19 protein-coding genes are annotated in these 20,038 nt (G+C 68.0%); 8 read left to right on the top strand and 11 right to left on the bottom strand.

The window, feature by feature from the left end; all coding sequences use genetic code 11:
* Positions 1–2: 2 nt before the first annotated feature.
* The 3 genes from AC07O8_RS07055 to AC07O8_RS07045 form a co-directional block, all read right to left on the bottom strand.
* Positions 3–947, bottom strand: a complete 945-nt coding sequence (locus AC07O8_RS07055; RefSeq protein ID WP_495047614.1) for a branched-chain amino acid ABC transporter permease — start codon at positions 945–947, stop codon at positions 3–5.
* A 174-nt stretch (positions 948–1,121) separates the two neighbouring features.
* Positions 1,122–2,393, bottom strand: a complete 1,272-nt coding sequence (locus AC07O8_RS07050) for a branched-chain amino acid ABC transporter substrate-binding protein (RefSeq protein ID WP_495047349.1) — start codon at positions 2,391–2,393, stop codon at positions 1,122–1,124.
* Between the two features lie 135 nt (positions 2,394–2,528).
* Positions 2,529–4,199 carry a 3-(methylthio)propionyl-CoA ligase gene (locus AC07O8_RS07045; protein ID WP_495047348.1) on the bottom strand — a complete coding sequence of 557 codons (1,671 nt, stop codon included), beginning with the start codon at positions 4,197–4,199 and terminating at the stop codon, positions 2,529–2,531.
* 280 nt (positions 4,200–4,479) lie between these two features.
* Here AC07O8_RS07045 and AC07O8_RS07040 point away from each other — a divergent pair, with 280 nt between their 5' ends.
* Complete coding sequence (locus AC07O8_RS07040) at positions 4,480–6,033, top strand: methyl-accepting chemotaxis protein (protein WP_495047347.1); 1,554 nt, start codon at positions 4,480–4,482, stop codon at positions 6,031–6,033.
* Between the two features lie 213 nt (positions 6,034–6,246).
* Here AC07O8_RS07040 and minE read toward each other — a convergent pair whose 3' ends face one another.
* Genes minE through minC form a run of 3 tightly spaced genes read right to left on the bottom strand, consistent with a single transcriptional unit; the run spans position 6,247 to position 8,341 of the window.
* The gene (gene minE, locus AC07O8_RS07035) at positions 6,247–6,510 is read right to left on the bottom strand and encodes a cell division topological specificity factor MinE (protein WP_088403459.1); all 264 of its coding nucleotides are present in this window, start codon (positions 6,508–6,510) and stop codon (positions 6,247–6,249) included.
* A gap of 17 nt (positions 6,511–6,527) precedes the next feature.
* Complete coding sequence (gene minD, locus AC07O8_RS07030; RefSeq protein ID WP_297526444.1) at positions 6,528–7,340, bottom strand: septum site-determining protein MinD; 813 nt, start codon at positions 7,338–7,340, stop codon at positions 6,528–6,530.
* Positions 7,341–7,390: 50 nt separating this feature from the next.
* Complete coding sequence (gene minC, locus AC07O8_RS07025; protein WP_495047346.1) at positions 7,391–8,341, bottom strand: septum site-determining protein MinC; 951 nt, start codon at positions 8,339–8,341, stop codon at positions 7,391–7,393.
* 946 nt (positions 8,342–9,287) lie between these two features.
* Between minC and AC07O8_RS07020 the strand changes: the two genes are divergently transcribed.
* From AC07O8_RS07020 to AC07O8_RS07005, 4 genes are all read left to right on the top strand, one after another.
* Positions 9,288–10,280, top strand: a complete 993-nt coding sequence (locus AC07O8_RS07020) for a bile acid:sodium symporter family protein (RefSeq protein WP_495047345.1) — start codon at positions 9,288–9,290, stop codon at positions 10,278–10,280.
* A gap of 106 nt (positions 10,281–10,386) precedes the next feature.
* Positions 10,387–12,432, top strand: a complete 2,046-nt coding sequence (gene metG, locus AC07O8_RS07015; RefSeq protein ID WP_495047344.1) for a methionine--tRNA ligase — start codon at positions 10,387–10,389, stop codon at positions 12,430–12,432.
* A 125-nt stretch (positions 12,433–12,557) separates the two neighbouring features.
* Positions 12,558–12,761 carry a DUF3460 family protein gene (locus AC07O8_RS07010; protein ID WP_495047343.1) on the top strand — a complete coding sequence of 68 codons (204 nt, stop codon included), beginning with the start codon at positions 12,558–12,560 and terminating at the stop codon, positions 12,759–12,761.
* 83 nt (positions 12,762–12,844) lie between these two features.
* The gene (locus AC07O8_RS07005) at positions 12,845–13,687 is read left to right on the top strand and encodes a segregation and condensation protein A (protein WP_495047613.1); all 843 of its coding nucleotides are present in this window, start codon (positions 12,845–12,847) and stop codon (positions 13,685–13,687) included.
* 93 nt (positions 13,688–13,780) lie between these two features.
* Here the strand turns inward: AC07O8_RS07005 and AC07O8_RS07000 are convergent, their stop codons facing one another.
* The 3 genes from AC07O8_RS07000 to AC07O8_RS06990 form a co-directional block, all read right to left on the bottom strand.
* A complete protein-coding gene (locus AC07O8_RS07000; RefSeq protein ID WP_495047342.1) occupies positions 13,781–14,521 on the bottom strand; it encodes a response regulator in 741 nt (246 codons plus the stop codon).
* Positions 14,522–14,838: 317 nt separating this feature from the next.
* A complete protein-coding gene (locus AC07O8_RS06995; protein ID WP_495047341.1) occupies positions 14,839–15,291 on the bottom strand; it encodes a MaoC family dehydratase in 453 nt (150 codons plus the stop codon).
* 62 nt (positions 15,292–15,353) lie between these two features.
* Positions 15,354–16,031, bottom strand: coding sequence for a nucleotide-binding protein (locus AC07O8_RS06990; protein WP_495047340.1), 678 nt, complete (start codon positions 16,029–16,031; stop codon positions 15,354–15,356).
* 61 nt (positions 16,032–16,092) lie between these two features.
* On the opposite strand from AC07O8_RS06990, the gene kefF reads away from it, so the two are divergent.
* The 3 genes from kefF to AC07O8_RS06975 are packed head-to-tail and all read left to right on the top strand — an operon-like array spanning position 16,093 to position 19,131.
* Positions 16,093–16,713, top strand: a complete 621-nt coding sequence (kefF, locus tag AC07O8_RS06985) for a glutathione-regulated potassium-efflux system oxidoreductase KefF (protein WP_495047339.1) — start codon at positions 16,093–16,095, stop codon at positions 16,711–16,713.
* Positions 16,713–18,665 (top strand): glutathione-regulated potassium-efflux system protein KefC, encoded by a 1,953-nt coding sequence (gene kefC, locus AC07O8_RS06980; protein WP_495047338.1) that lies wholly within the window; start codon positions 16,713–16,715, stop codon positions 18,663–18,665. The genes kefF and kefC overlap by 1 nt, the downstream gene beginning before the upstream one ends.
* A 25-nt stretch (positions 18,666–18,690) precedes the next feature.
* The gene (locus AC07O8_RS06975; protein WP_495047337.1) at positions 18,691–19,131 is read left to right on the top strand and encodes a DUF1841 family protein; all 441 of its coding nucleotides are present in this window, start codon (positions 18,691–18,693) and stop codon (positions 19,129–19,131) included.
* An 88-nt stretch (positions 19,132–19,219) separates the two neighbouring features.
* On the opposite strand, the gene AC07O8_RS06970 is transcribed toward AC07O8_RS06975, so the two are convergent.
* Both AC07O8_RS06970 and flgM read right to left on the bottom strand, forming a co-directional pair.
* Positions 19,220–19,609: a hypothetical protein gene (locus tag AC07O8_RS06970; RefSeq protein ID WP_297526466.1), complete on the bottom strand. Its 390-nt coding sequence runs from the start codon at positions 19,607–19,609 to the stop codon at positions 19,220–19,222.
* A 37-nt stretch (positions 19,610–19,646) separates the two neighbouring features.
* Positions 19,647–19,970, bottom strand: coding sequence for a flagellar biosynthesis anti-sigma factor FlgM (gene flgM / locus AC07O8_RS06965; protein WP_331614953.1), 324 nt, complete (start codon positions 19,968–19,970; stop codon positions 19,647–19,649).
* Between the last annotated feature and the right edge of the window lie 68 nt (positions 19,971–20,038).

Here is a 20,038-nt window from a genome sequence, read left to right as displayed (position 1 = left end):
GGTCAGCCCTCCCGCGTGCCGAGCAGGCCCTTGGGCCGGAAGATCAGGATGAGCACCATCAGCAGGTAGGGCAGGATGGGCGCGACCTGCGCCAGCGAGAGCTTGAGCAGGGGGTAGCCGAAGGTGTCGGGTCCGAGCTGGAAGACCTGGGCCAGGGACGCGTCGACGGTCAGCGGCAGGGTCTGCAGCAGGCCGATGACGATGGAGGCGACGAAGGCCCCGGCGAGCGAGCCGATGCCGCCGATGACGACGACCACGAAGATGATGGAGCCGACGAGCACCGCCATCGACGGCTCGGTGACGAAGGTGACGCCGCCGATGACGCCGGCCAGCGCCGCGAGCGCGCAGCCGCTGCCGAACACCAGCATGAACACCCGCGGCACGTTGTGGCCCAGCGACTCGACCATCTCCGGATGCGTCAGCGCGGCCTGGATGACGAGGCCGATGCGGGTGCGCGTCAGCAGCAGCCACAGCGACAGCAGCATGAACAGCGCGACCAGCATCATGAAGGCGCGCGTCAGCGGGAACTTGGAGCAGCTGGCCGCGGCGCACACGGCGGCCGGCGCATCGCCCCAGGCCACCTGCAGCGCCTGGCCCGGCGCGTGGATCAGCGTGAAGGCCGCGCCCTGCAGCGAGGGCGGCGGCGGGAAGGGCACCGCCGTGCGGCCCCACACCAGCTGGACCAGCTCCAGCACGACATACGACAGGCCGAAGGTGATCAGCAGTTCCGGGACATGGCCGAACTTGTGGACGCGCCGCAGCGCGCCCCGCTCGAACAGGGCCCCCAGACCGCCCACCACCAGCGGCGCGAGGAACAACGCGGGCCAGAACCCGATCCATCCGGCGATGGAATACGCCACGTACGCGCCCAGCATGTAGAAGCTCGCATGCGCGAAGTTCAGCACGCCCATCATGCTGAAGATCAGCGTCAGGCCGGAGCTCAGCATGAACAGCAGCAGGCCGGAGGACAGGCCGTTCAGCAGGTTGATCAGGATCTGTTCCAAGAGTTCATCCTCTCAATCGCGCCGCATCAGGCGGCATCACGCGGCATCACGCGGCCCCACCGCGAGCGGTCCGGCGGACCCACTCGCGGTGCGCGGTGCGCGGTGCGCGGACGCCGGTCAGCTCGGACGCTTCATCTGGCACGAGGTCGGCGTGGAGCTCACGTACGCGTCGTAGGTCTTCACGACGGCGAAGTTGAAGCCGGTGTTCTCGACGTTGTACGGATGCTTGGCGTCCACCTTCTCCCAGCGCGAGATGTAGATCGGCTGCTGCAGCTGGTGGTCGCCCTTGCGGATCTCGACGTCGCCGTTGAAGGACTTGAACTTCAGGCCCTCCAGCGCCGCGGCCACCTTCACCGGGTCGGTGCTCTTGGCCTTGGCCATCGCCGCGCCCAGGGCCGAATAGATGTGGATGACGCTGCCGGTGTAGAAGTCGTCGTTGAACTTGGCCTTGAACTCGTTGGCCCAGGCGTCCATCTGGCCGCCCATGTTGTTGTAGTTGTAGGCCGCCTGGTAGACGCGTCCCGCGCCCGCGGCGCCGATGGCCGTCGGCGTGCCGGTGACGCCGGCGTAGTAGGTGTAGAACTTGCCGTTGTAGCCGGCCTCGGAGGCGGCCTTCACCAGCAGCGCCAGGTCCGAGCCCCAGTTGCCGGTGATCACCGTGTCGGCGCCGCTGGCCTTGATCTTGGCGACGTAGGGCGCGAAGTCGCGCACCTGGGCCAGCGGGTGCAGGTCCTCGCCGACGATCTGCACGTCGGGGCGCTTGCGGGCCAGGCCTTCCTTGGCGTACTTCGCCACCTGGTGGCCGTGCGCGTAGTTCTGGTTGAGCAGGTAGACCTTCTTGACGTCGGGCTGGTCCTTCAGGAAGGTCGTGATCGCCTCCATCTTCATCGACGTGTCGGCGTCGAAGCGGAAGTGCCAGTAGCTGCACTTGCTGTTGGTCAGGTCCGGGTCCACGGCCGAGTGGTTGAGGTACACCACCTCCTTACCGGGATTGCGCTCGTTGTGCTTGTTGACGGCGTCGATGATCGCCAGCGCCGCGCCCGAGCCGTTGCCCTGCGTCACGTAACGCACGCCCTGGTCGATCGCGGACTTCAGCGCGTTGAGCGACTCGGCCGGGCTGAGCTTGTTGTCGATCGGGATGACCTCGAACTTCACGCCGGCCGGGTTGGTGGCGTTGAACTTCTCGGCGAAGAACTGGAAGGACTTGACCTGGTTCTGACCCACCGGCGCCATCAGGCCCGACAGCGGATCGATCCAGGCGATCTTCACCGTCTCGCCTTTCTGCGCATAGGCGCCGGTGGCTGCCGTGACGGCGAAGGCGGCGACCGCGATGGCGCGGGCCACGGGACGGACCGGCGAGGAAATCGAACGCGTGCTGGGCTTGCTCATGCTTGTCTCCTGATTTGCTTTGTGTGTGTGCAAGGCGGTGAAGCGGCGGGTACGACGGACCGCAGCGGACTGCGGTGAACTGCGGAGAGGAAAAACGGTGGCGAACCTCCTGCGGCGGGCGCGGGACCGGCAGGCTCAGCAGCCCGGCAGCTTGTGGCCCTTGAACTGCTCGCGCAGCTTGAGCTTGAGCATCTTGCCGGTGGCGGTATGCGGGATCTCGTCGACGAACACGACGTCGTCGGGCACCTGCCACTTGGCGATCTTGCCCTCGTAGAAACCGATGACCGCCTCGCGGGTCAGCGCGGCGCCGGCGTCGGTGGGCTTGCGCACGACGACGAGCAGCGGGCGTTCGTCCCACTTCGGATGCGCGACGGCGATGACTGCCGCCTCGTGCACGGCGGGATGCGCCATCGCGATGTTCTCGACGTCGATCGAGCTGATCCATTCGCCGCCGGACTTGATCACGTCCTTGCTGCGGTCGGTGATCTGCATGAAGCCGTCGGCGTCGATCGCGGCGACGTCGCCGGTCGGGAACCACAGGCCGGCGTCGCGGCCGTCCTCGCCGGTGACGCGGATCAGCGGCGAGCCCTCATGACCGAAATAGCTGTCGATGACCCACGGGCCGCGCACGACCAGGTTGCCCGAACTCTTGCCGTCCCACGGCAGCGCGCGGCCGCCGTCGTCGACGACGGCCATGTCCACGCCGTAGATCGCCTTGCCCTGCTTCTCGAGCAGGCGGCGCTGTTCTTCCTTGGGCAGCTCGAGCTGGCGGCTGCTGAGCCGCGACAGCGTGCCCAGCGGCGACATCTCGGTCATGCCCCAGGCGTGGATGACGTCCACGCCGTAGTCGTCCATCAGCGTGCGCAGCATCGTCGGCGGGCAGGCGGAGCCGCCGATCACCGTGCGCTTGAAGGTCGAGAACTTCAGCCCGTTGGCGCCGACGTAGTTCAGCAGCCCCAGCCACACGGTGGGCACGCCGGCGCTGAAGGTGACCTTCTCCGTCTCGAAGAGCTCGTAGAGCGACTTGCCGTCCAGGTGCGGTCCCGGCAGCACCAGCTTGCAGCCGACCAGCGCGGTGCTGTAGGGCAGGCCCCACGCGTTGACGTGGAACATCGGCACCACCGGCAGGATCACGTCGCGGCGCGAGGACGCCATCGCATCCGGCAGCGCCGCGCCGTAGGCATGCAGCACCGAACTGCGATGGCTGTAGACGGCGCCCTTGGGATGGCCGGTCGTGCCGCTCGTGTAGCAGATGCTGGACGCGGTGTTCTCGTCGAACTCGGGCCAGACGTAGTTCCCGTCCTCGGCGTCGACGAGTTCCTCGTAGCAGCGCAGGTTCGGGATCGAGGACGCCGCCGGCATGTGGGCGCGGTCGCTCATCAGGATGAAGTGGCGCACCTGGCCGAGCTGCGGCGCGATCTTCTCCACCAGCGGCAGGAAGGTCAGGTCGAAGCACAGCGCGCGATCGTCGGCGTCGCCGGAAATCCAAGCAATCTGCTCGGGGAACAGGCGCGGGTTGATCGTGTGGCACACGAGCCCGGAGCCGGACGTGCCGTAGTAGATCTCGAGGTGGCGGTGGCCGTTCCAGGCCAGCGTGCCGACGCGCTCGCCGGGCTGGAGGCCGAGCCGCGCGAACGCCTGCGCGAGCTGCCGGGCGCGGAACTCGACCGCGCCCCAGGTGGTGCGATGCAGGTCGCCCTCGACCCGCTTGCTGACGATCTCGGTATCCCCGGAATGGCGCGCCGCATGCTGGATCAACGATGAGATCAGCAAGGGCATCGACATCATCTGGCCCATCAGTGCCATGTCGTCTCCTGGATATTGTTGCCGGCGCCTCTCGGCTGCCGGACCGCGCGGAACGCGATCCTGCAAGCGCACGGGCGCCTTGATTTCGGCTGTTCGAGTCAGTCTATCGACCGCCCCGGGCGCCTCGCGTCACCCTAGTGACGCGGCGGCGTTTCAGGCATAGGGGATTACACGGGACCGCGGTGGGCGCAATCTCTCTTGGCAGCGTCGCGAAGCGATGCTCAGAATCGGTGCGTCCAGGCCTTCACTTCGAAAAACCAGAACCCTGCAGGAGACAGCGATGCGGCTCAACGACCTTTCCCTGACCAGCAAGCTCAACGGCGCGATCGTGCTCTTGATCGTGGCGATGCTCGTGGTGGGCCTGTTCACGCTCTGGCGCGGCGACCGCATCACCAGCGAATCCACCGCGACCATCAACGCGGCTCAGGACATCATCCGCAAGTCCGTCCAGTGGCAAGGCATGACGCAGACGGCGGTGGCGCGCAGCATGGCCAGCGCGATCAGCTCGGACCCGGCGGTGGGCGAGCTCTTCAAGGCCAACATCGCCAACGATGCGCCCGAGGTCGCCAAGCTGCGCGAGCAGATCTCGGCCGAGGCCAAGCGTCCGGAGGACCAGGCCAAGCTCAAGGAGATCGTCGGGCTGGGGCAGACGCTGCTGGCGGCCAGCAAGAAGGCGCGCGAGGCCGGCGCGGCCGGCGACTGGAGCGCCACGAGCCGCATCGTGCAGAACGAGTACGTGCCCTCGGTGAAGGTCTACCTCGACGCGATCGGTCAATTCGTCGCGATGCAGGAGGATCACGCGCAGGAGGCCCGGCAAGCCGCGGCGGACGCGCGTGCGGCGCTGCGTTGGCAGGCGGGGTTCGGCGCGATCGTGATCGCGGCGGTGGGGCTGTTCACCGCGTGGCTGCTGAGCCGCGCGATCGTCGTGCCGATGGCGCAGGCGGTGAAGGTGGCGGAGGCGGTCGCGGCCGGCGACCTGCGCTCGCAGATCCACGTCGACGGCCGCATCGACAGCCGCGACGAGACGGGACAGCTGCTGGGCGCGTTGCAACGGATGAACGAGAGCCTCACCCGCATCGTCGGTCAGGTGCGGATGAGCAGCGACTCGATCGCGACGGGCACCGGCGAGATCGCCAGCGGCAATGCCGACCTGTCGCAGCGGACGGAGGAGCAGGCGTCCAACCTCGAGCAGACCGCGGCGTCGATGGAAGAGCTCACCGCGACGGTGAAGCAGAACGCCGAGACCGCGCGCACCGCGACGCAGCTCGCGCAGACCGCGTCGACGGTCGCGGCGGAAGGGGGCCAGGCGGTGCAGCAGGTGGTGGCAGTGATGCGTCAGATCGACGAGAGCTCGCGCCGCATCACCGACATCATCGGCACCATCGACGGCATCGCGTTCCAGACCAACATCCTGGCACTGAACGCGGCCGTCGAAGCGGCGCGCGCCGGCGAGCAGGGACGCGGCTTCGCAGTCGTGGCCAGCGAGGTGCGCGCACTGGCGCAGCGCAGCGCGGCGGCGGCCAAGGAGATCAAGACGCTGATCGGCGACAGCAGCGCCAAGGTCGAGGCCGGCACTCGCATCGCAGGCTCGGCCGGCGAGACGATGGGGCAGATCGTCGAGCAGGTGAAGCGCGTCTCGGACCTGATCGCGGAGATCAGCCACGCCAGCGTCGAACAAAGCCAGGGCATCGGCCAGGTCGGCGACGCCATCACGCAGCTGGATCAGGTCACGCAGCAGAACGCCGCGCTCGTGGAGGAAGCGGCTGCGGCGGCGGAGAGCTTGAAGCACCAGGCCGCGCAGTTGAATCAGGCGGTCGCCGTGTTCAGGCTTTGAGCATTCCGCTCCGGCTGCGGGCAAGGGCCGTGTCAAACGGCCCTTGAGACTTCATCAAGTCCTTGATCTGCGCACTGCGTGAGGCCGCTGGCCCTCACCCCCACCCTCTCCCGCAAGCGGGAGAGGGAGTCCGACTGGCGCCCTTCTTACCCCCTCTCCCGCTTGCGGGAGAGGGTGGGGGTGAGGGCCAGCGGCGGGTGCAGTACTGCAGGATCAGAGCTTGCGGCCTTCCGGCAGCTCGATCTTGACCTCGAGGACTTCGAGGTCGTCCTGGCGTTCCATGTGGACCTTGATGTCGTCCGGGTTGATGGAGACGTACTTCGAAATGACCGCGAGCAGCTCGCGCTGCAGTTGCGGCAGGTAGTCGGGGCTCGCGCCGCGACCGTTGCGTTCATGGGCGAGGATCAGCTGCAGGCGCTCCTTGGCAACGCTGGCAGTACTTTTCTTTTCGCCCAGGAAGAAGGACATGAATCCCATGGTCTCTCCCTCGGGTGTCAGCGGCTGAACAGACGCTTGAAGAAGCCCGGCTTGACGGCCTCGACAAAACGCATCGGCTTGTCCTCGCCCAGGAAACGGGCGATGACGTCGGCGTAGGCCTCGGCAACATCCGTTCCCTTCATGTGGATCGCCGGCAAGCCCTGGTTGGACGCCTGCAGCACCACTTCGCTTTCCGGGATCACGCCGATCAGCGGCGTGCGCAGGATCTCGTGGATGTCCTCGAGCGACAGCATCTGCCCGCCCTCGACCCGGTTGGGGTTGTAGCGCGTGATCAGCAGGTGCTCCTTGACAGGCTCCTTGCCTTCGATCGCACGCTTGGTCTTGCTGTTGAGCATGCCCAGGATGCGGTCGCTGTCGCGCACCGAGGAGACCTCGGGGTTGGTCACGACCAGCGCCTCGTCGGCGTAGTGCATCGCCATCAGCGCGCCCGTCTCGATGCCGGCCGGCGAGTCGCAGACGATGAAGTCGAACTCCATCGCCTTGAGCTCTTCCAGCACGCGCTCGACGCCTTCCTGCTTCAGCGCGTCCTTGTCGCGCGTCTGCGAGGCCGCCAGGATGAAGAGCTTGTCCAGCTGCTTGTCCTTGATCAGCGCCTGGCTGAGCTTGATCTCGTCGTTGATGACGTTGATCAGGTCGTACACGACGCGACGCTCGCAGCCCATGATGAGGTCGAGGTTGCGCAGGCCGACGTCGAAGTCGATGACCGCGGTCTTGTAGCCGCGCATCGCGAGGCCGGTGGCAAAGCTGGCGCTGGTGGTGGTCTTGCCGACGCCGCCTTTGCCGGAAGTCACCACAACGATCTTGGTCATGGGGCTGGGTCCTTTTTTTCAGAGTGTTCGGTGGGGGATGGTCCGTGGGCTCAGGTGCCCAGCGGCTCCATCAGCAGCTTTTCGCCGTCGAGCCGGACCTGCGCGGCCTTGCCCCGGACGTTGTCGGGCAAGGGGTTCTCGCTGGTGCGGTAGATGCCGGCGATGGCGATCAGTTCGGCGTCGAGCTGCTGCGCGAAGATGCGTGCGTCCGTGTTGCCGCGCGCGCCGGCGATCGCCTTGCCGCGCAGCGGCGCATAGACGTGGATGCTGCCGTCGGCGATGACCTCGGCGCCGTGGTTCACCGCCGCCAGCACGACCAGGTCGGCGCCCTTGGCGTAGACCTGCTGGCCGGAGCGCAGCGGCTTGTCGACGTAGACGGTCCTGGTCTCGGCCGGCACCGGCACTTCCACCGGGCGCTCGACGACGACTTCCTTGACCACTTCCTTGATCACCTGCTCGACGACCTTCTCACCACGCGGTTCCCGCGACTCGCGCTCGGCGCGCACCGGCAGGTCGGGGGCCTCGGCCAGACCGAGTTCGGCCGCCCGCGCCAGTTCCGCGGCGTTGGCGCCGACCACGCCCACCGGTTGCAGGCGGTGTCGACGCAGCAGCGGCAGCAGCGCGGCGATGTCCACGCGGGCCACCGGCGCGGCGGCCTCCGCGGACGCTTCCACGGGCGTCTCGGCCTCCAGGCTCAACTGGCCCTGGCCGTCGATCGTCGGCACCGTGCCCTGCGCCACGCCCTGGCCCGGGTTGACCGGATCGATCTCCGCGTTGGCGACGGCCGGCAACTGGCTCAGGTCGAGCAGCAGCGGATCGTGGTGGAACGCGTCGGGCGTCTCGCCCAGCTTGGCCTGGAGCTCCGCGTCGAGCGCGGCCGGATCGGCCGTCTTCAGGACGAGGGCGAGCAGGCTCAGCGAGGCGCTCTTCAGTTCAAAAAGTTCCGGCGTCTTGCCGGCGGACGATCGCCCGGATGAATTGCCCGCCACTGCCTGCGTCATGAAAGAAATGAGGAATGCGTTTGCAAAGTCGCGGATTTTAGCGGTGCGCGACGCCCTCCCTTTAGGGGCCTGCCCAGCCCGTGCGTCCCCGAAAGCCATCCGCCCCCCCGTCCGGGTCGTGTCATGTCACGTCCGCACATCGTCACGGACCGGTCGCGGACTGCTTCAATTTCGAGCAAACCAGTGGAATACCGCTCGTGACAAGCACTTGCAAGCGTCATCGCCAGGTGACACACATGCTTGTCCACAGGGGCGGGGGACAGATCCTCCGTTCGGAGGAACCCGCTCACCGCCATGCGGTCGCCTCTTCCGGCGTCATCGGCGGGTTGTCAACCCAAAATTCAAGGGGGCGGGGCTTGACTTATCCCCATTCAGCCGCTCCACCGGTGTCGCGGACGCTGCTGTTGCGTTGCAGCTGCTCGTTTTCCCGGGACACCGCTAACTCATTGATTCATATGGAGCGATTTCGCTTGCCCGGAAATGAGGCACGGAACCTCGGGGGGCCGTCGATCAAGGGTTTAGAGCAATCCCCGGCAAGTTTCCCACACAGTTATCCACAGTCTCGGTGGATAGCTTTCCGGGGTCTTTGAAATCAAGCATTTAGCGCACTTGCTTGAACCGCCGGACGAGGTCGGACACCCCTTCGGCGGGACGCCGAGGGGTGTCTGGACCGTGCGACAGGCCGCCGGTCCGTTACAAGTCCGGTCAGATCTGCCGATCGTGGGCTCGCCCAAGCGTGCGCATGTCGTCATCAATGCACCATCGCGCGTCACGAATCCGACATCCGGGGCGACCAGCGTGTGCGCGGGCGGCGAAATCGACGGGCGGCAAGGCCAATGACAGGTGGGCAAGTCGCGGGCCCGCTAGAGTCCCTGACTTGTCTCGGCGGGGTCGCTGTTTTCCGATGGTTGCGATGTGCCGGCTGCGCGCCGGCGAAAGGTTGGCGATGGGCATCCGGTCCTGGTTCCGCAAGGAATGGTTTCTGCTGGCGCTGGTCGGCGCGGTGGCGCTGGCCAGCTTCTGGCCCGGACTGGGCCGCAGCGGCGGGCTGCTCCGGCTGGAGATCGTCAGCAACTGGGGCGTGGCGCTGGTCTTCTTCCTGACCGGGCTGGGCCTGTCCGCCGCGGCGCTGCGCGACGGCGCGCTGAAGTGGAAGGTGCACATGCTGGTGCAGCTCAGCACCTACGCCCTCTTCCCGCTGCTGTGGTGGGGCTTCAGCGCCCTCTTCAACCGCTGGCTGCCGCAAGACCTGGCCCTGGGCTTCGCCTACCTCTGCGCGCTGCCGTCGACGATTTCGTCGTCCGTCGCGATGACCGTGCTGGCCCGGGGCAACGTGCCGGCCGCGATCTTCAACGCCAGCGTCTCCAGCCTGCTCGGCATCGTGCTCACACCGCTGCTGGTGGCGCTGATGGCCGGCACCAGCGGCGCGACGCTGCCCTTCGGCGAGGCGGTGTGGAAGCTGACCCAACTGCTGCTGCTGCCGCTCGTCGCCGGCCAGTTGCTGCGCCCGGTGCTGCTGGGGTTCTATACGCGCCACAAGTCGCGGATCACGCTGATCGACCGCTGGGTGATCATCCTGCTGGTGCTGTCGGCGTTCAGCGACTCGGTGGCCTCGGGCCTGTGGCGCGACCACGGCGCGGAACTGCTGGTCAAGGCGGCCCTCGGCGCGGCGCTGTTCCTGGCCGTCGTCATCGTGCTGAGCCGCCTGGCGGCCCGCGCGATGGGGCTGTCGGTCGAGGACGAGATCGCCGCGGTGTTCTGCGGCTCGAAGAAGACGCTGGCCTCGGGCGTGCCGATGGCCAAGCTGCTGTTCGGCGCGCATCCGGCGGTGGGCGTGATCGTCCTGCCGATCATGTTCTACCACCAGCTGCAGCTGATCCTGTGCTCATGGCTCGCCCAGCGCTACGCGGCGCGCCCAACGCCCGCTTCAGGCGCCTAAAATGGCCGGTTCCCCCCCGCGTGACCGCACGGCCCATCCAGGCTCCGGGCGCGGGGAGGAGAACCGCAGCCCCACAGGCTGCCCAAAAAGCAGGCTCCTCAGCGCCATGACACGCAAGATCTTCGTCACCACCGCCCTCCCGTACGCCAATGCGAATTTCCACATTGGCCACATCATGGAGTACACCCAGGCCGACATCTGGGTGCGCTTCCAGCGGATGCAGGGCAGCGAGGTGCACTTCGTCTGCGCCGACGACGCGCACGGCGCGCCGATCATGATCGCGGCCGAGAAGGCCGGCAAAAGCCCGCAGCAGTTCGTCGCCGACATCGCGTCGGGCCGCCAGCAGTACCTGGACGGCTTCCACATCAGCTTCGACAACTGGCACTCCACCGACGGCGCGGAGAACCACGAGCTGTCCAAGGAGATCTACCGCTCGCTGCGCGCCAACGAGCTGATCGCCGTCAAGACCATCGAGCAGTTCTTCGACCCGCAGAAGTCGATGTTCCTGCCTGACCGCTTCATCAAGGGCGAGTGCCCGAAGTGCGGCGCGAAGGACCAGTACGGCGACTCCTGCGAGGTCTGCGGCGCGGTCTACACGCCGACCGAACTGAAGAACCCGTTCTCGGTGCTGACCGGCGCGACGCCGGTCATGAAGAGCTCGGAGCACTACTTCTTCAAGCTGTCCGACCCGCGCTGCGTCGAGTTCCTCGAGCAGTGGACGCAGGCGCCCGGCCGGCTGCAGCCGGAAGTGCTCAACAAGATCAAGGAGTGGTTCACCAAGGACGAGGACGGCAACGGCGGCCTGGGCGACTGGGACATCAGCCGCGACGCGCCCTACTTCGGCATCGAGATCCCCGACGCGCCGGGCAAGTACTTCTACGTCTGGCTGGACGCGCCGATCGGCTACCTGGCCTCGCTGAAGAACTACTTCGCCAAGACCGGCCGCGACTTCGACGCGTTCATCCAGGACGAGTCCACCGAGCAGATCCATTTCATCGGCAAGGACATCACCTACTTCCACACGCTGTTCTGGCCGGCGATGCTGCATTTCAGCGGCCGCAAGACGCCCAACCACGTGTTCGTGCACGGCTTCCTCACCGTCAACGGCGGCGAGAAGATGTCCAAGAGCCGCGGCACCGGGCTGGATCCGCTGAAGTACCTGTCGCTGGGCATGAACCCCGAGTGGCTGCGCTACTACCTGGCCGCCAAGCTCAACAGCAAGGTCGAGGACGTCGACTTCAATCCCGAGGACTTCGTCGCCCGCGTCAATTCGGACCTGGTCGGCAAGTACATCAACATCGCCAGCCGCGCGGCGGGTTTCCTCTCCAAGCGCTTCGGCGGCCAGCTGTCGGCCGATGTGGGTGTCGAGGGCCGCGCGCTGCTGGACGGCCTGTGCGCGCACAAGGGGACGATCGTCGAGCTGTACGAGACCCGCGAGTTCGGAAAGGCGCTGCGCGAGATCATGCTGCTGGCCGACCGCGTCAACGAGTACGTGGACCAGAACAAGCCCTGGGACCTCGCCAAGCTCGAAGGCAAGGACCAGGTGCTGCAGGACGTCTGCACCGTCTGCATCGAGGCCTTCCGCCTGCTGTCGATCTACCTGAAGCCGGTGCTGCCGGCGCTGGTCGCCAAGGTCGAGGCCTTCCTGCAGGTCGCGCCGATGAGCTTCGTCGACGCGGAGCGCGCGCTGGGCGCGCACCGGATCGGCGGCTACGAGCACCTGATGCAGCGCGTCGACCCGAAACTGCTGGAAGCGCTGTTCGAACCGCCCGCGCCGCCCAAGGTCCTGCCGGGGGGCGAGGAACTCGCGCCCGAGATCAAGATCGACGACTTCGCCAAGGTCGACCTGCGCATCGCGAAGATCGTGAAGGCGGAACTGGTGGACGGCTCGGACAAGCTGCTGCGCCTGACGCTGGACGTCGGCGAAGGCCGCCTGCGCAACGTGTTCAGCGGCATCCGCAGCGCGTATCAGCCGGAGCAGCTCGAAGGCAAGCTCACGGTGATGGTCGCCAACCTGGCGCCGCGCAAGATGAAGTTCGGCGTGTCCGAAGGCATGGTGCTGGCCGCCAGCCACGCGGACGAGAAGGCGAACCCCGGCATCTTCGTGCTGGAACCGTTCCCGGGCGCCCAGCCGGGCATGCGCGTTCGATAAAACCACCCCCTGCCGGCTGACGCCGCCCCCCCCAAGGGGGCGAGCCCGAAGGCCCGGCGGAGCCGGCGCCTCGGACTCCGCCGGGTCAATCCCTTAAGATTCACGCTCACCCACGAGATTCCGCCATGCCGCTGTTCTGGAAGAAATACGAATCCGAAGTCACGCAGTTCATCAACGAGCTGAAGTCCAAGAAGCCGACGCTGGAAGCCGAACAGCGCGCCGGCCGGGCGCTGCTGTGGGACCGCGAGCAGGACCGCCAGGCGCAGGCCGGCTACAACGACGCGCGCGTGTCGCAGCAGCCCTACGTCTACCAGACCAAGTCCGAGTGATCTGACGCCGCCGGTCCGACCGACCTCGCCGCTCGACTGTCGTTCCCTGCGTGAGCAACGCTGACGACCATCGCGACACCGCCCTGACGCTGCCGGACCCTCCGGCGGATCAGGGCGGCGACGCTTCTACGCCTGAAGCGGTCGACCACGTCGCCGTCGCCCGGCTGTACGGCGAACCGCTGTTCGCCATGCCGCAGGACCTCTACATCCCGCCGGATGCGCTGGAGGTGTTCCTGGAGGCCTTCCAGGGGCCGCTGGACCTGTTGCTGTACCTGATCCGCAAGCAGAACTTCAACATCCTCGACATCCCGCTGGCCGAGGTCACGCGGCAGTACCTCAGCTACGTCGAGCAGTTGCGCAAGCACAACCTCGAACTGGCCAGCGAGTACCTGCTGATGGCCGCGATGCTGATCGAGATCAAGTCGCGCATGCTGCTGCCGCCCAAGAAGACGGACGACGGCGGCGAGCCCGAGGATCCGCGCGCGGAACTGGTCCGCCGGCTGCTGGAGTACGAGCAGATGAAGCAGGCCGCGCTGCGGCTGGACCAGATGCCGGTGCTGGGACGGGACTTCCTGCGGGCACAGATCCACATCGAACAGTCCCTGGCGCCGCGGCTGCCGGACGTGCATGTCGACGACCTGCGCGCCGCCTGGGCGGACCTGATGCGCCGCGCCAAGCTCAACCAGCACCACAAGATCTCGCGCGAGCAGTTGTCGGTGCGCGAGTACATGTCGCACCTGCTGCGCCGATTGCAGGGGCGACGTTTCGTCGAGTTCGAGGACCTGTTCGAACTGGACAAGGGGACGCAGGTGGTGGTCGTGTCCTTCATCGCGATGCTCGAACTGGCGCGGGAGCGCCTGGTCGAGATCACGCAGGCGGAAGCCTTCGCGCCGATCTACGTGCGGCTGACCTATTCGCCCACCTGAGCGCCCACCTGAGCGCCGACCGAAGCGCTTGACCATGCAAAACGCCGGGTCGAGCCCGGCGTTGTTCCTTGACCGTGGGCGGCGGCCCCGAGGTCAGCGGAAGGTGGTGAACGCGGCGTTCGGCTGCCGCTGGACCATCTGACCCACCGCCAGCACCGCCTGCGTGCGGGAGCTGACGCCCAGCGCCTTCAGCACCGCGGCGACGTGGTCCTTGATCGTCTCGACCGACACGCCCAGTTCGCGGGCGATGATCTTGTTCGGCTTGCCCTGCAGCAGCAGCGCCAGCACGTCGGTCTGTCGCGGCGTCAGTTGCAGGCTTTCGAGCCCGGCCGTGGTCTGGTAGCCGGCCTGGCTGGCCAGCGCCTGGACCTGCTGCAGCTTGGCGCTGTTCGGCGTGGCCTCGGCGACGGCGACCGGCTCCGGTTCCGGCGGCGCGTCCGAGCCCAGCGACATCGGCGGCACGTAGATCCCGCCCGACATCACCAGTTTCAGCGCCTGCGCCAGCACGTCGTTGCCGGTGCGCTTGGGGATGAAGCCCATCGCGCCCTGGTCGATCGCGCGGATCACGTCGCTGGCGCGGTCGGAGGCGGAGATCACCACCACCGGCAGCGACGGGTATTGCGCGCGGAACTCTTCCAGCACGTCGAAACCGCTGGCGTCGCCCAGGTTCAGATCCAGCAGCACCAGATCGAAGTCCTGGCGCGACTTCAAGGTGTCGCGCGCCTGAGCCGCGCTGTCGGCGCCCAGCACCTGCACGTCTTCCCCCAGACCTTGAATCACGGTCTGGAGCGCGGCCAGGATCAGCGGGTGGTCGTCGATCAGCAAAACCCTCACGGGCGTCTCTCCTTGGATGGGTCGGACTTCGACGAGGGGAGACTCCCCACCGGCCGCACCGAATAACTTTCGAATCAGGGCGCGATCATAGGCGGCCGCTCCTGGGCAGGCACTCCCCCTTACGGTGGCGTCTGACACAGTAGAAAGTTCTATTGGAAAACTGCCATTCTTGTATTCGCACATCCAGGTATCGACGTGTGAAGGCTGTCCGTCGAGTGTGTCCACGGCTCAATGACGCTTCAGAAATGATGGAAATGCCACCCAAGGGCGGTCATCGCCCGGGCCATCCCGCGCTTTCAGTGCGTCTGGCGCGCGGATCAGCGGTACTGGCGCGTCAGCGATTCGGCGATGCAGACCGGCTTCCCGCCGGCTTCGCGCTCGACCGTCACCTCGACCATCATCTGCACGCCGCCCTCGACCGGATCCAGGCGCCTGAGCACGAAACGCCCGCGCAGCCGGCTGCCGACCGGCACCGGCGCCGGGAACCGCACGCGGTCCAGGCCGTAGTTGATCCCCATGCGGACCTCCCTCACCCGGAAGGCGGTCTCGTAGAAACGCGGCAGCAGGCTGAGGGTCAGGAAACCGTGCGCGATGGTGGCGCCGAAGGGCCCTTCGGCGGCGCGGGCCGGATCGGTGTGGATCCATTGCTGGTCCTCGGTCGCATCGGCGAAGGCCTGGATCCGCGCCTGGTCCACCGCGATCCAGTCGGACACGCCGATCTCCTCGCCCACGAGGGGGGTCAGGTCTTCCAGCTTCTCGAACATCCGCATCCCGGTCTCCTGTCGTTCTGAGGTCTTCAGCGCCGGCAGGACCCGGAGTGGGCGCGCAAGGGTCAGTCCTTGCCCGCCTTCCCCGGCCGGTCCAGCCAGGCGCAGAGTTGTTGCCACTGTTCCAGATCGCGGGCCACGCGGCCGGGGGCGATGTCCCAGAGCGTCAGCCCGCGCGCGGCGAGCTGCACGTAGTTCTGGGTGTCGCGCAGCTCGGCCAGCAGCGGCAGCCCGAGTTGCTCGATGAACTGGTGCAGCTGCTGCTGCGACAGCGTCCCCTCGCGGACCCGCATCGCCACCAGCGCGATGTCGAGCCCCCTGCCGGGCTTGTCGAGGGACTTGTCACCGGACTTGCCGCGATCCTGGGCCGCATCTTGCAGCTCGCGCACGAAGTCGTATGTCGCCTGGATGTCAAAGAGACTGGGCTGGAGCGGCACGACCACGCGGTCCGCCACCTTGAGCGCCTGCGCCAGCTTCCTGCCGTGCAGGCCGGCGGGGGTGTCGAGTACCGCGTGCGAGACCCCCTTCGGGGTGCGCAGTTGCTCGGCCGCGGCCAGTTCCCAGCCGCGGATCGCCGGCAGGGCCGCGGGCCGCTGCGCGAGCCAGCGCGCCGAGGACTGCTGCCGGTCGATGTCGCCCAGCATCACCGCGCGCCCGCGATGGGCCAGGAATCCCGCGATGTTGCTCGCGAGCGTGCTCTTGCCGACCCCGCCCTTGGGGTTGGCGACCAGGATCACCGGCATGGCCTCTCCTCTCCTCGATGAGGTGCGCGCGATGTTATGCGATACCGCAAAATCGGCCGCCATGAGCGCCCCCTCCTCCATCCTCATCCTGGCCGCGCATCCGGACCTGGCCCATTCCCGCGTCACGCGGGCGATGCTGTCCGCCGCGCACGGCCTGCCCAACGTCCGCGTGCGCGATCTCTACGCGCTCTACCCGGACTACTCGATCGACACGCATGCCGAGCAGGAGGCGCTGCGCGACGCCGGGATGCTGGTCTGGCTGCATCCGATGCACTGGTACGGCATGCCCGCGCTGATGAAGCTGTGGGTCGACGAGGTGCTGAGCGTGGGCTTCGCCTACGGCCAGACCGGCCACGCGCTGCACGGCAAGGACCTGTGGCTGGTGACCTCCGCCGGAGGCAGCGAGCACTCGTACAGCGCCGAGGGCTACAACCGCCATCCGGTCGGCGATTTCCTGCTGCCCTACGCGCAGACGGCCGCGCTGTGCGGCATGCGCTTCCTGCCGCCGCTGGTCCTGCACGGCGCGCAGAAGGCGCCGGCCGAGCGGGTCCAGGCCCATGCCCAGGCCTTCGTCGAGGGACTTCGCGCGCTGCCCGCGTGGTGCGAGCACCAGCCCGATCCGGACCAGGAGACGGTCCCCGACGACGAGCGCCCGGTGCGCGAGGAAGGAGCGCCGGTCTGATGGACGTCTCCACTCCGATGGCCGCGGCCTCCGCCGCGATGGGCGCCGCCTCCGCCGCCGTGACGGCCACGGAAGCCGCGGCGCACGGCGCCCACGGCAACTGGCTGCTGACCCCGCTCGTGCTGCTGGCGGCGGCGGTGCTCGCCGTGCCGCTGGCGCGCGGGCTGAAACTGGGCTCCATCCTGGGCTACCTAGTGGCGGGCGTGCTGCTCGGGCCGCAGGTGCTGGGGCTGATCAGCCAACCGGCGACGGTGCTGGAGATCGGCGAATTCGGCGTCGTGCTGATGATGTTCCTTGTCGGGCTGGAACTCGAGCCCAAGCGGCTGTGGGCGATGCGCCGGCCGATCTTCGGCTGGGGCTCGGCCCAGATGCTGGGTTGCGCGGCGCTGCTGCTGGTCCCGTCCTTCTTCCTCGATGCCGACTGGCACGCCGCCGTCATCGCGGCGCTGGGCCTGGCGATGTCGTCGACGGCGGTGGCGCTGGCCACGCTCAGCGAGAAGAACCTCGGCAACACGCGCGCCGGCCAGAGCGTCATCAGCGTGGCGCTACTGCAGGACATCGCCGCGATCCCGGTGCTGGCGCTGGTGCCCATCCTGGCCAGCCAGGGCCGGCCGGCGGCGGGGCACTCCGGCTACCGCATCTGGCTCGCGCTCGGCGCGCTGGTGCTGATCGTGCTCGGCGGCCGGCTGCTGCTGCGGCCCCTGCTGCGCTGGATCGCGCGCAGCGGCACGCCGGAAATCTTCACCGCCGCCTCGCTGCTGCTGGTGCTGGCGGCGGCGATGCTGATGCAGAAGGTCGGGCTCTCGATGGCGCTGGGCGCGTTCGCGGCCGGCGTGCTGCTCGCCGAGAGCGAGTACCGCCGCGCGCTCGAGGCCGACCTGGAGCCGTTCAAGGGCCTGCTGCTCGGCATGTTCTTCATCGCGGTCGGCATGGGCCTGGACCTGACGGTGCTGTGGCAGAAGCCGCTGGCCGTGCTCGGCCTGCTGGCCGCGCTGTGGCTGTGCAAGGGCCTGGTGCTGGCCGTGCTGGGCCGGGCGATGGGCCTGCCCAGGCCGGAGCGCGCGGTGTTCGTGATCCTGCTGGCGCAGGGCGGCGAATTCGGTTTCGTCGTCTTCCAGCTCGCCGAGCAGGCGACGCTGCTCGACGCGGGGCAGCGTTCGGTGCTGGTGGCGGCGGTCGCCCTGTCGCTGGCGCTGACGCCGGCCCTGCTGGCCTGGGCGCAGCGGCGCGCCGGCCGGATCGAGCGCAAGTCCCCGCATGAACTCACCGAACCGCAGGAGTCGACGGTGATCATCGCGGGCTTCGGCCGATACGGACAGATCATCGGGCGGATGCTCTTCGCCAACGGCATCCCGGCCACGGTGCTGGACCACGACGCCGACACCGTCGAATCGCTGCGACGCTTCGGCTGGCGGGTGTTCTGGGGCGACGCGACGCGGCTGGAGCTGCTGCGCACCGCCGGCGCCCAGCAGGCGCGGGTGCTGGTGCTGGCGGTCGACGACTTCAACCACAGCGTCAAGATCGCCGAGATCGCGCGGCAGCACTTCCCGCACCTGACGATCGTCGCGCGGGCCCGCAACGTGCAGCACTATTACGCGCTGCGCGAACTGGGCGTCGAGCTGATCGAGCGCGAGACGCTGGATTCCGCCTTGATGAGCGCGCGCAGCGTGCTGCAGCAGCTGGGCTGGGAGCCGCACGCCGCGCGGCAGATGGCGTGGCGCTTCCGCCGCCACACCGTGGAGCAGACCGAGGAACTCCGTCCGCACCGCGGCGACCTGGACACGCTGATTGCGATGTCCAAGCGCGGGCGCGAGCAGTTGGAGGAGCGCCTGGCGTCGGAGCGCAAGGCGCTGGCGGAAGGCAAGGTCCGCAATCCGTGGCAGGAACCGCATCTGGCGCCGGGCGCGGCGCCGGTGCCGTCCTCTGAGCAGCCCCTGCCCGACAAGGCCTGACGAGGCCGGCGACAATCACGCGCTTATGTTTGCCCCTTCCCAACTCGAGGTCCGGCGCTTCTTCTGCCAGACCTTCCGCAAGTACCGCGACAAGCTGCCGCTGACGCCGATGGAGGCGATCGCCTCGGACTGGATCGAGCAGCACCCGGAGTACCACGACGAACTCGCCGACGAGGACGCCGCGCTGGCGGCGGTCTACACGGTCGAGGACGGCCGCACGAATCCGTTCCTGCACCTGTCCATGCACCTGAGCCTGATGGAGCAGCACCAGATCGACCAGCCGACCGGCGTGCGCCAGGCGCTGGACCTGCTGGCGGCCCGCCGCCAATCGCTGCACGAGGCCCACCATGAGGCCATGGAGTGCCTGGGCGAGATGATCTGGAGCTCGCAGCGCAGCGGGTTGCCGCCGGACGGCCACGTCTACCTGGATTGCCTGCGGCGCAAGGCGACGCGGACGCCGACCTGAAAGCCGATCTGAAGCCGACCTGAAAGCCGATCTGGAATGCGAAAGGCCACGCACTGCGTGGCCTTCGTCATTGGCGAGGGAACCGGGCTCAGGCCTGGATCGCGCCGCCCAGTCCCGACTTGCGCTCGCTCTTGCCGGACGCGCCGTACAGGCCGCTCGGCTCGCCGGGCATCAGCACGTCGATGGCGCGGTCCAGCGCCGCGGTCGCGCGGGCCAGCGATTCGCGCTGGGCGGCGACACGGCCGCCGGCCTGCATCAGGCGGGTGCGCAGCCCCTGCGGCACGGTGCCCGTGCGGGCGGCCGCGCTGAACTGTTCGATCGCCCGGGCCAGCGCCGCGTGCAGCGACGCCGCGTGCAGCTCGATCGCCTGCGAGTCGCGGCGATGCAGCGCGTCGCCCAGCAGGTTCAGGCAGCTTTCGACGTCCTGGAGCGGCTGCTCCAGGTCGACGGGGGTCGTGGTCAGAGGCGTGGCGGTCATGGGCATCACCGGGAAAGCTGGGGTCGTGGGTCGCGGCTCAGTGCGACTGCTGGGTGCGGCCCAGCATCTCGGACGCGTTGGCGATCAGCTTGTCGGCGATCGCGTCGGCGTTGATCTTGAATTCGCCCTTCTCGATGGCGCTGGCGATGCGGGCGACCTTCTCCGCGTCGAAGCTGCCGTCGTCCGACCCGGTGCCCGAGATCAGGCTGCTCGCGGTGCTCGACAGCTCGACCTTGGACCCCTCGTTCGAGGGGGCCGCGGCGCCGCCCTTGGCGGTCTTGGCGCCACCCTCGGTCGCGCCGGCAGCGGTGCCGCCGACTTTCGAGTAGGCGTTGATGTCAGCGTTGTTACCGATCTTCATGGCAATTCTCCATGGGCCCGAGAACTTCCGGATCCCTTCCATTGGCAGGTTTATCGACCTGCCTGGAC

Source organism: Roseateles sp. GW821-FHT09G09, from assembly GCF_059415965.1.
This window is presented reverse-complemented; position numbering and strand designations above follow the sequence as displayed.

Bases quoted from the DNA above. Each gene is read 5' to 3' on its own strand.
- AC07O8_RS07010 (WP_495047343.1), top strand. From the start codon at position 12,558: ATGCCGCTGTTCTGGAAGAAATACGAATCCGAAGTCACGCAGTTCATC.
- AC07O8_RS07050 (WP_495047349.1), bottom strand. From the start codon at position 2,393: ATGAGCAAGCCCAGCACGCGTTCGATTTCCTCGCCGGTCCGTCCCGTG.
- AC07O8_RS06975 (WP_495047337.1), top strand. From the start codon at position 18,691: ATGTTTGCCCCTTCCCAACTCGAGGTCCGGCGCTTCTTCTGCCAGACC.
- minE (WP_088403459.1), bottom strand. From the start codon at position 6,510: ATGGGATTCATGTCCTTCTTCCTGGGCGAAAAGAAAAGTACTGCCAGC.
- AC07O8_RS07045 (WP_495047348.1), bottom strand. From the start codon at position 4,199: ATGGCACTGATGGGCCAGATGATGTCGATGCCCTTGCTGATCTCATCG.
- AC07O8_RS07055 (WP_495047614.1), bottom strand. From the start codon at position 947: ATGCTGAGCTCCGGCCTGACGCTGATCTTCAGCATGATGGGCGTGCTG.
- AC07O8_RS07040 (WP_495047347.1), top strand. From the start codon at position 4,480: ATGCGGCTCAACGACCTTTCCCTGACCAGCAAGCTCAACGGCGCGATC.
- AC07O8_RS07020 (WP_495047345.1), top strand. From the start codon at position 9,288: ATGGGCATCCGGTCCTGGTTCCGCAAGGAATGGTTTCTGCTGGCGCTG.
- AC07O8_RS06995 (WP_495047341.1), bottom strand. From the start codon at position 15,291: ATGCGGATGTTCGAGAAGCTGGAAGACCTGACCCCCCTCGTGGGCGAG.
- metG (WP_495047344.1), top strand. From the start codon at position 10,387: ATGACACGCAAGATCTTCGTCACCACCGCCCTCCCGTACGCCAATGCG.
- flgM (WP_331614953.1), bottom strand. From the start codon at position 19,970: ATGAAGATCGGTAACAACGCTGACATCAACGCCTACTCGAAAGTCGGC.
- kefC (WP_495047338.1), top strand. From the start codon at position 16,713: ATGGACGTCTCCACTCCGATGGCCGCGGCCTCCGCCGCGATGGGCGCC.
- AC07O8_RS06970 (WP_297526466.1), bottom strand. From the start codon at position 19,609: ATGACCGCCACGCCTCTGACCACGACCCCCGTCGACCTGGAGCAGCCG.
- minD (WP_297526444.1), bottom strand. From the start codon at position 7,340: ATGACCAAGATCGTTGTGGTGACTTCCGGCAAAGGCGGCGTCGGCAAG.
- kefF (WP_495047339.1), top strand. From the start codon at position 16,093: ATGAGCGCCCCCTCCTCCATCCTCATCCTGGCCGCGCATCCGGACCTG.
- AC07O8_RS06990 (WP_495047340.1), bottom strand. From the start codon at position 16,031: ATGCCGGTGATCCTGGTCGCCAACCCCAAGGGCGGGGTCGGCAAGAGC.
- minC (WP_495047346.1), bottom strand. From the start codon at position 8,341: ATGACGCAGGCAGTGGCGGGCAATTCATCCGGGCGATCGTCCGCCGGC.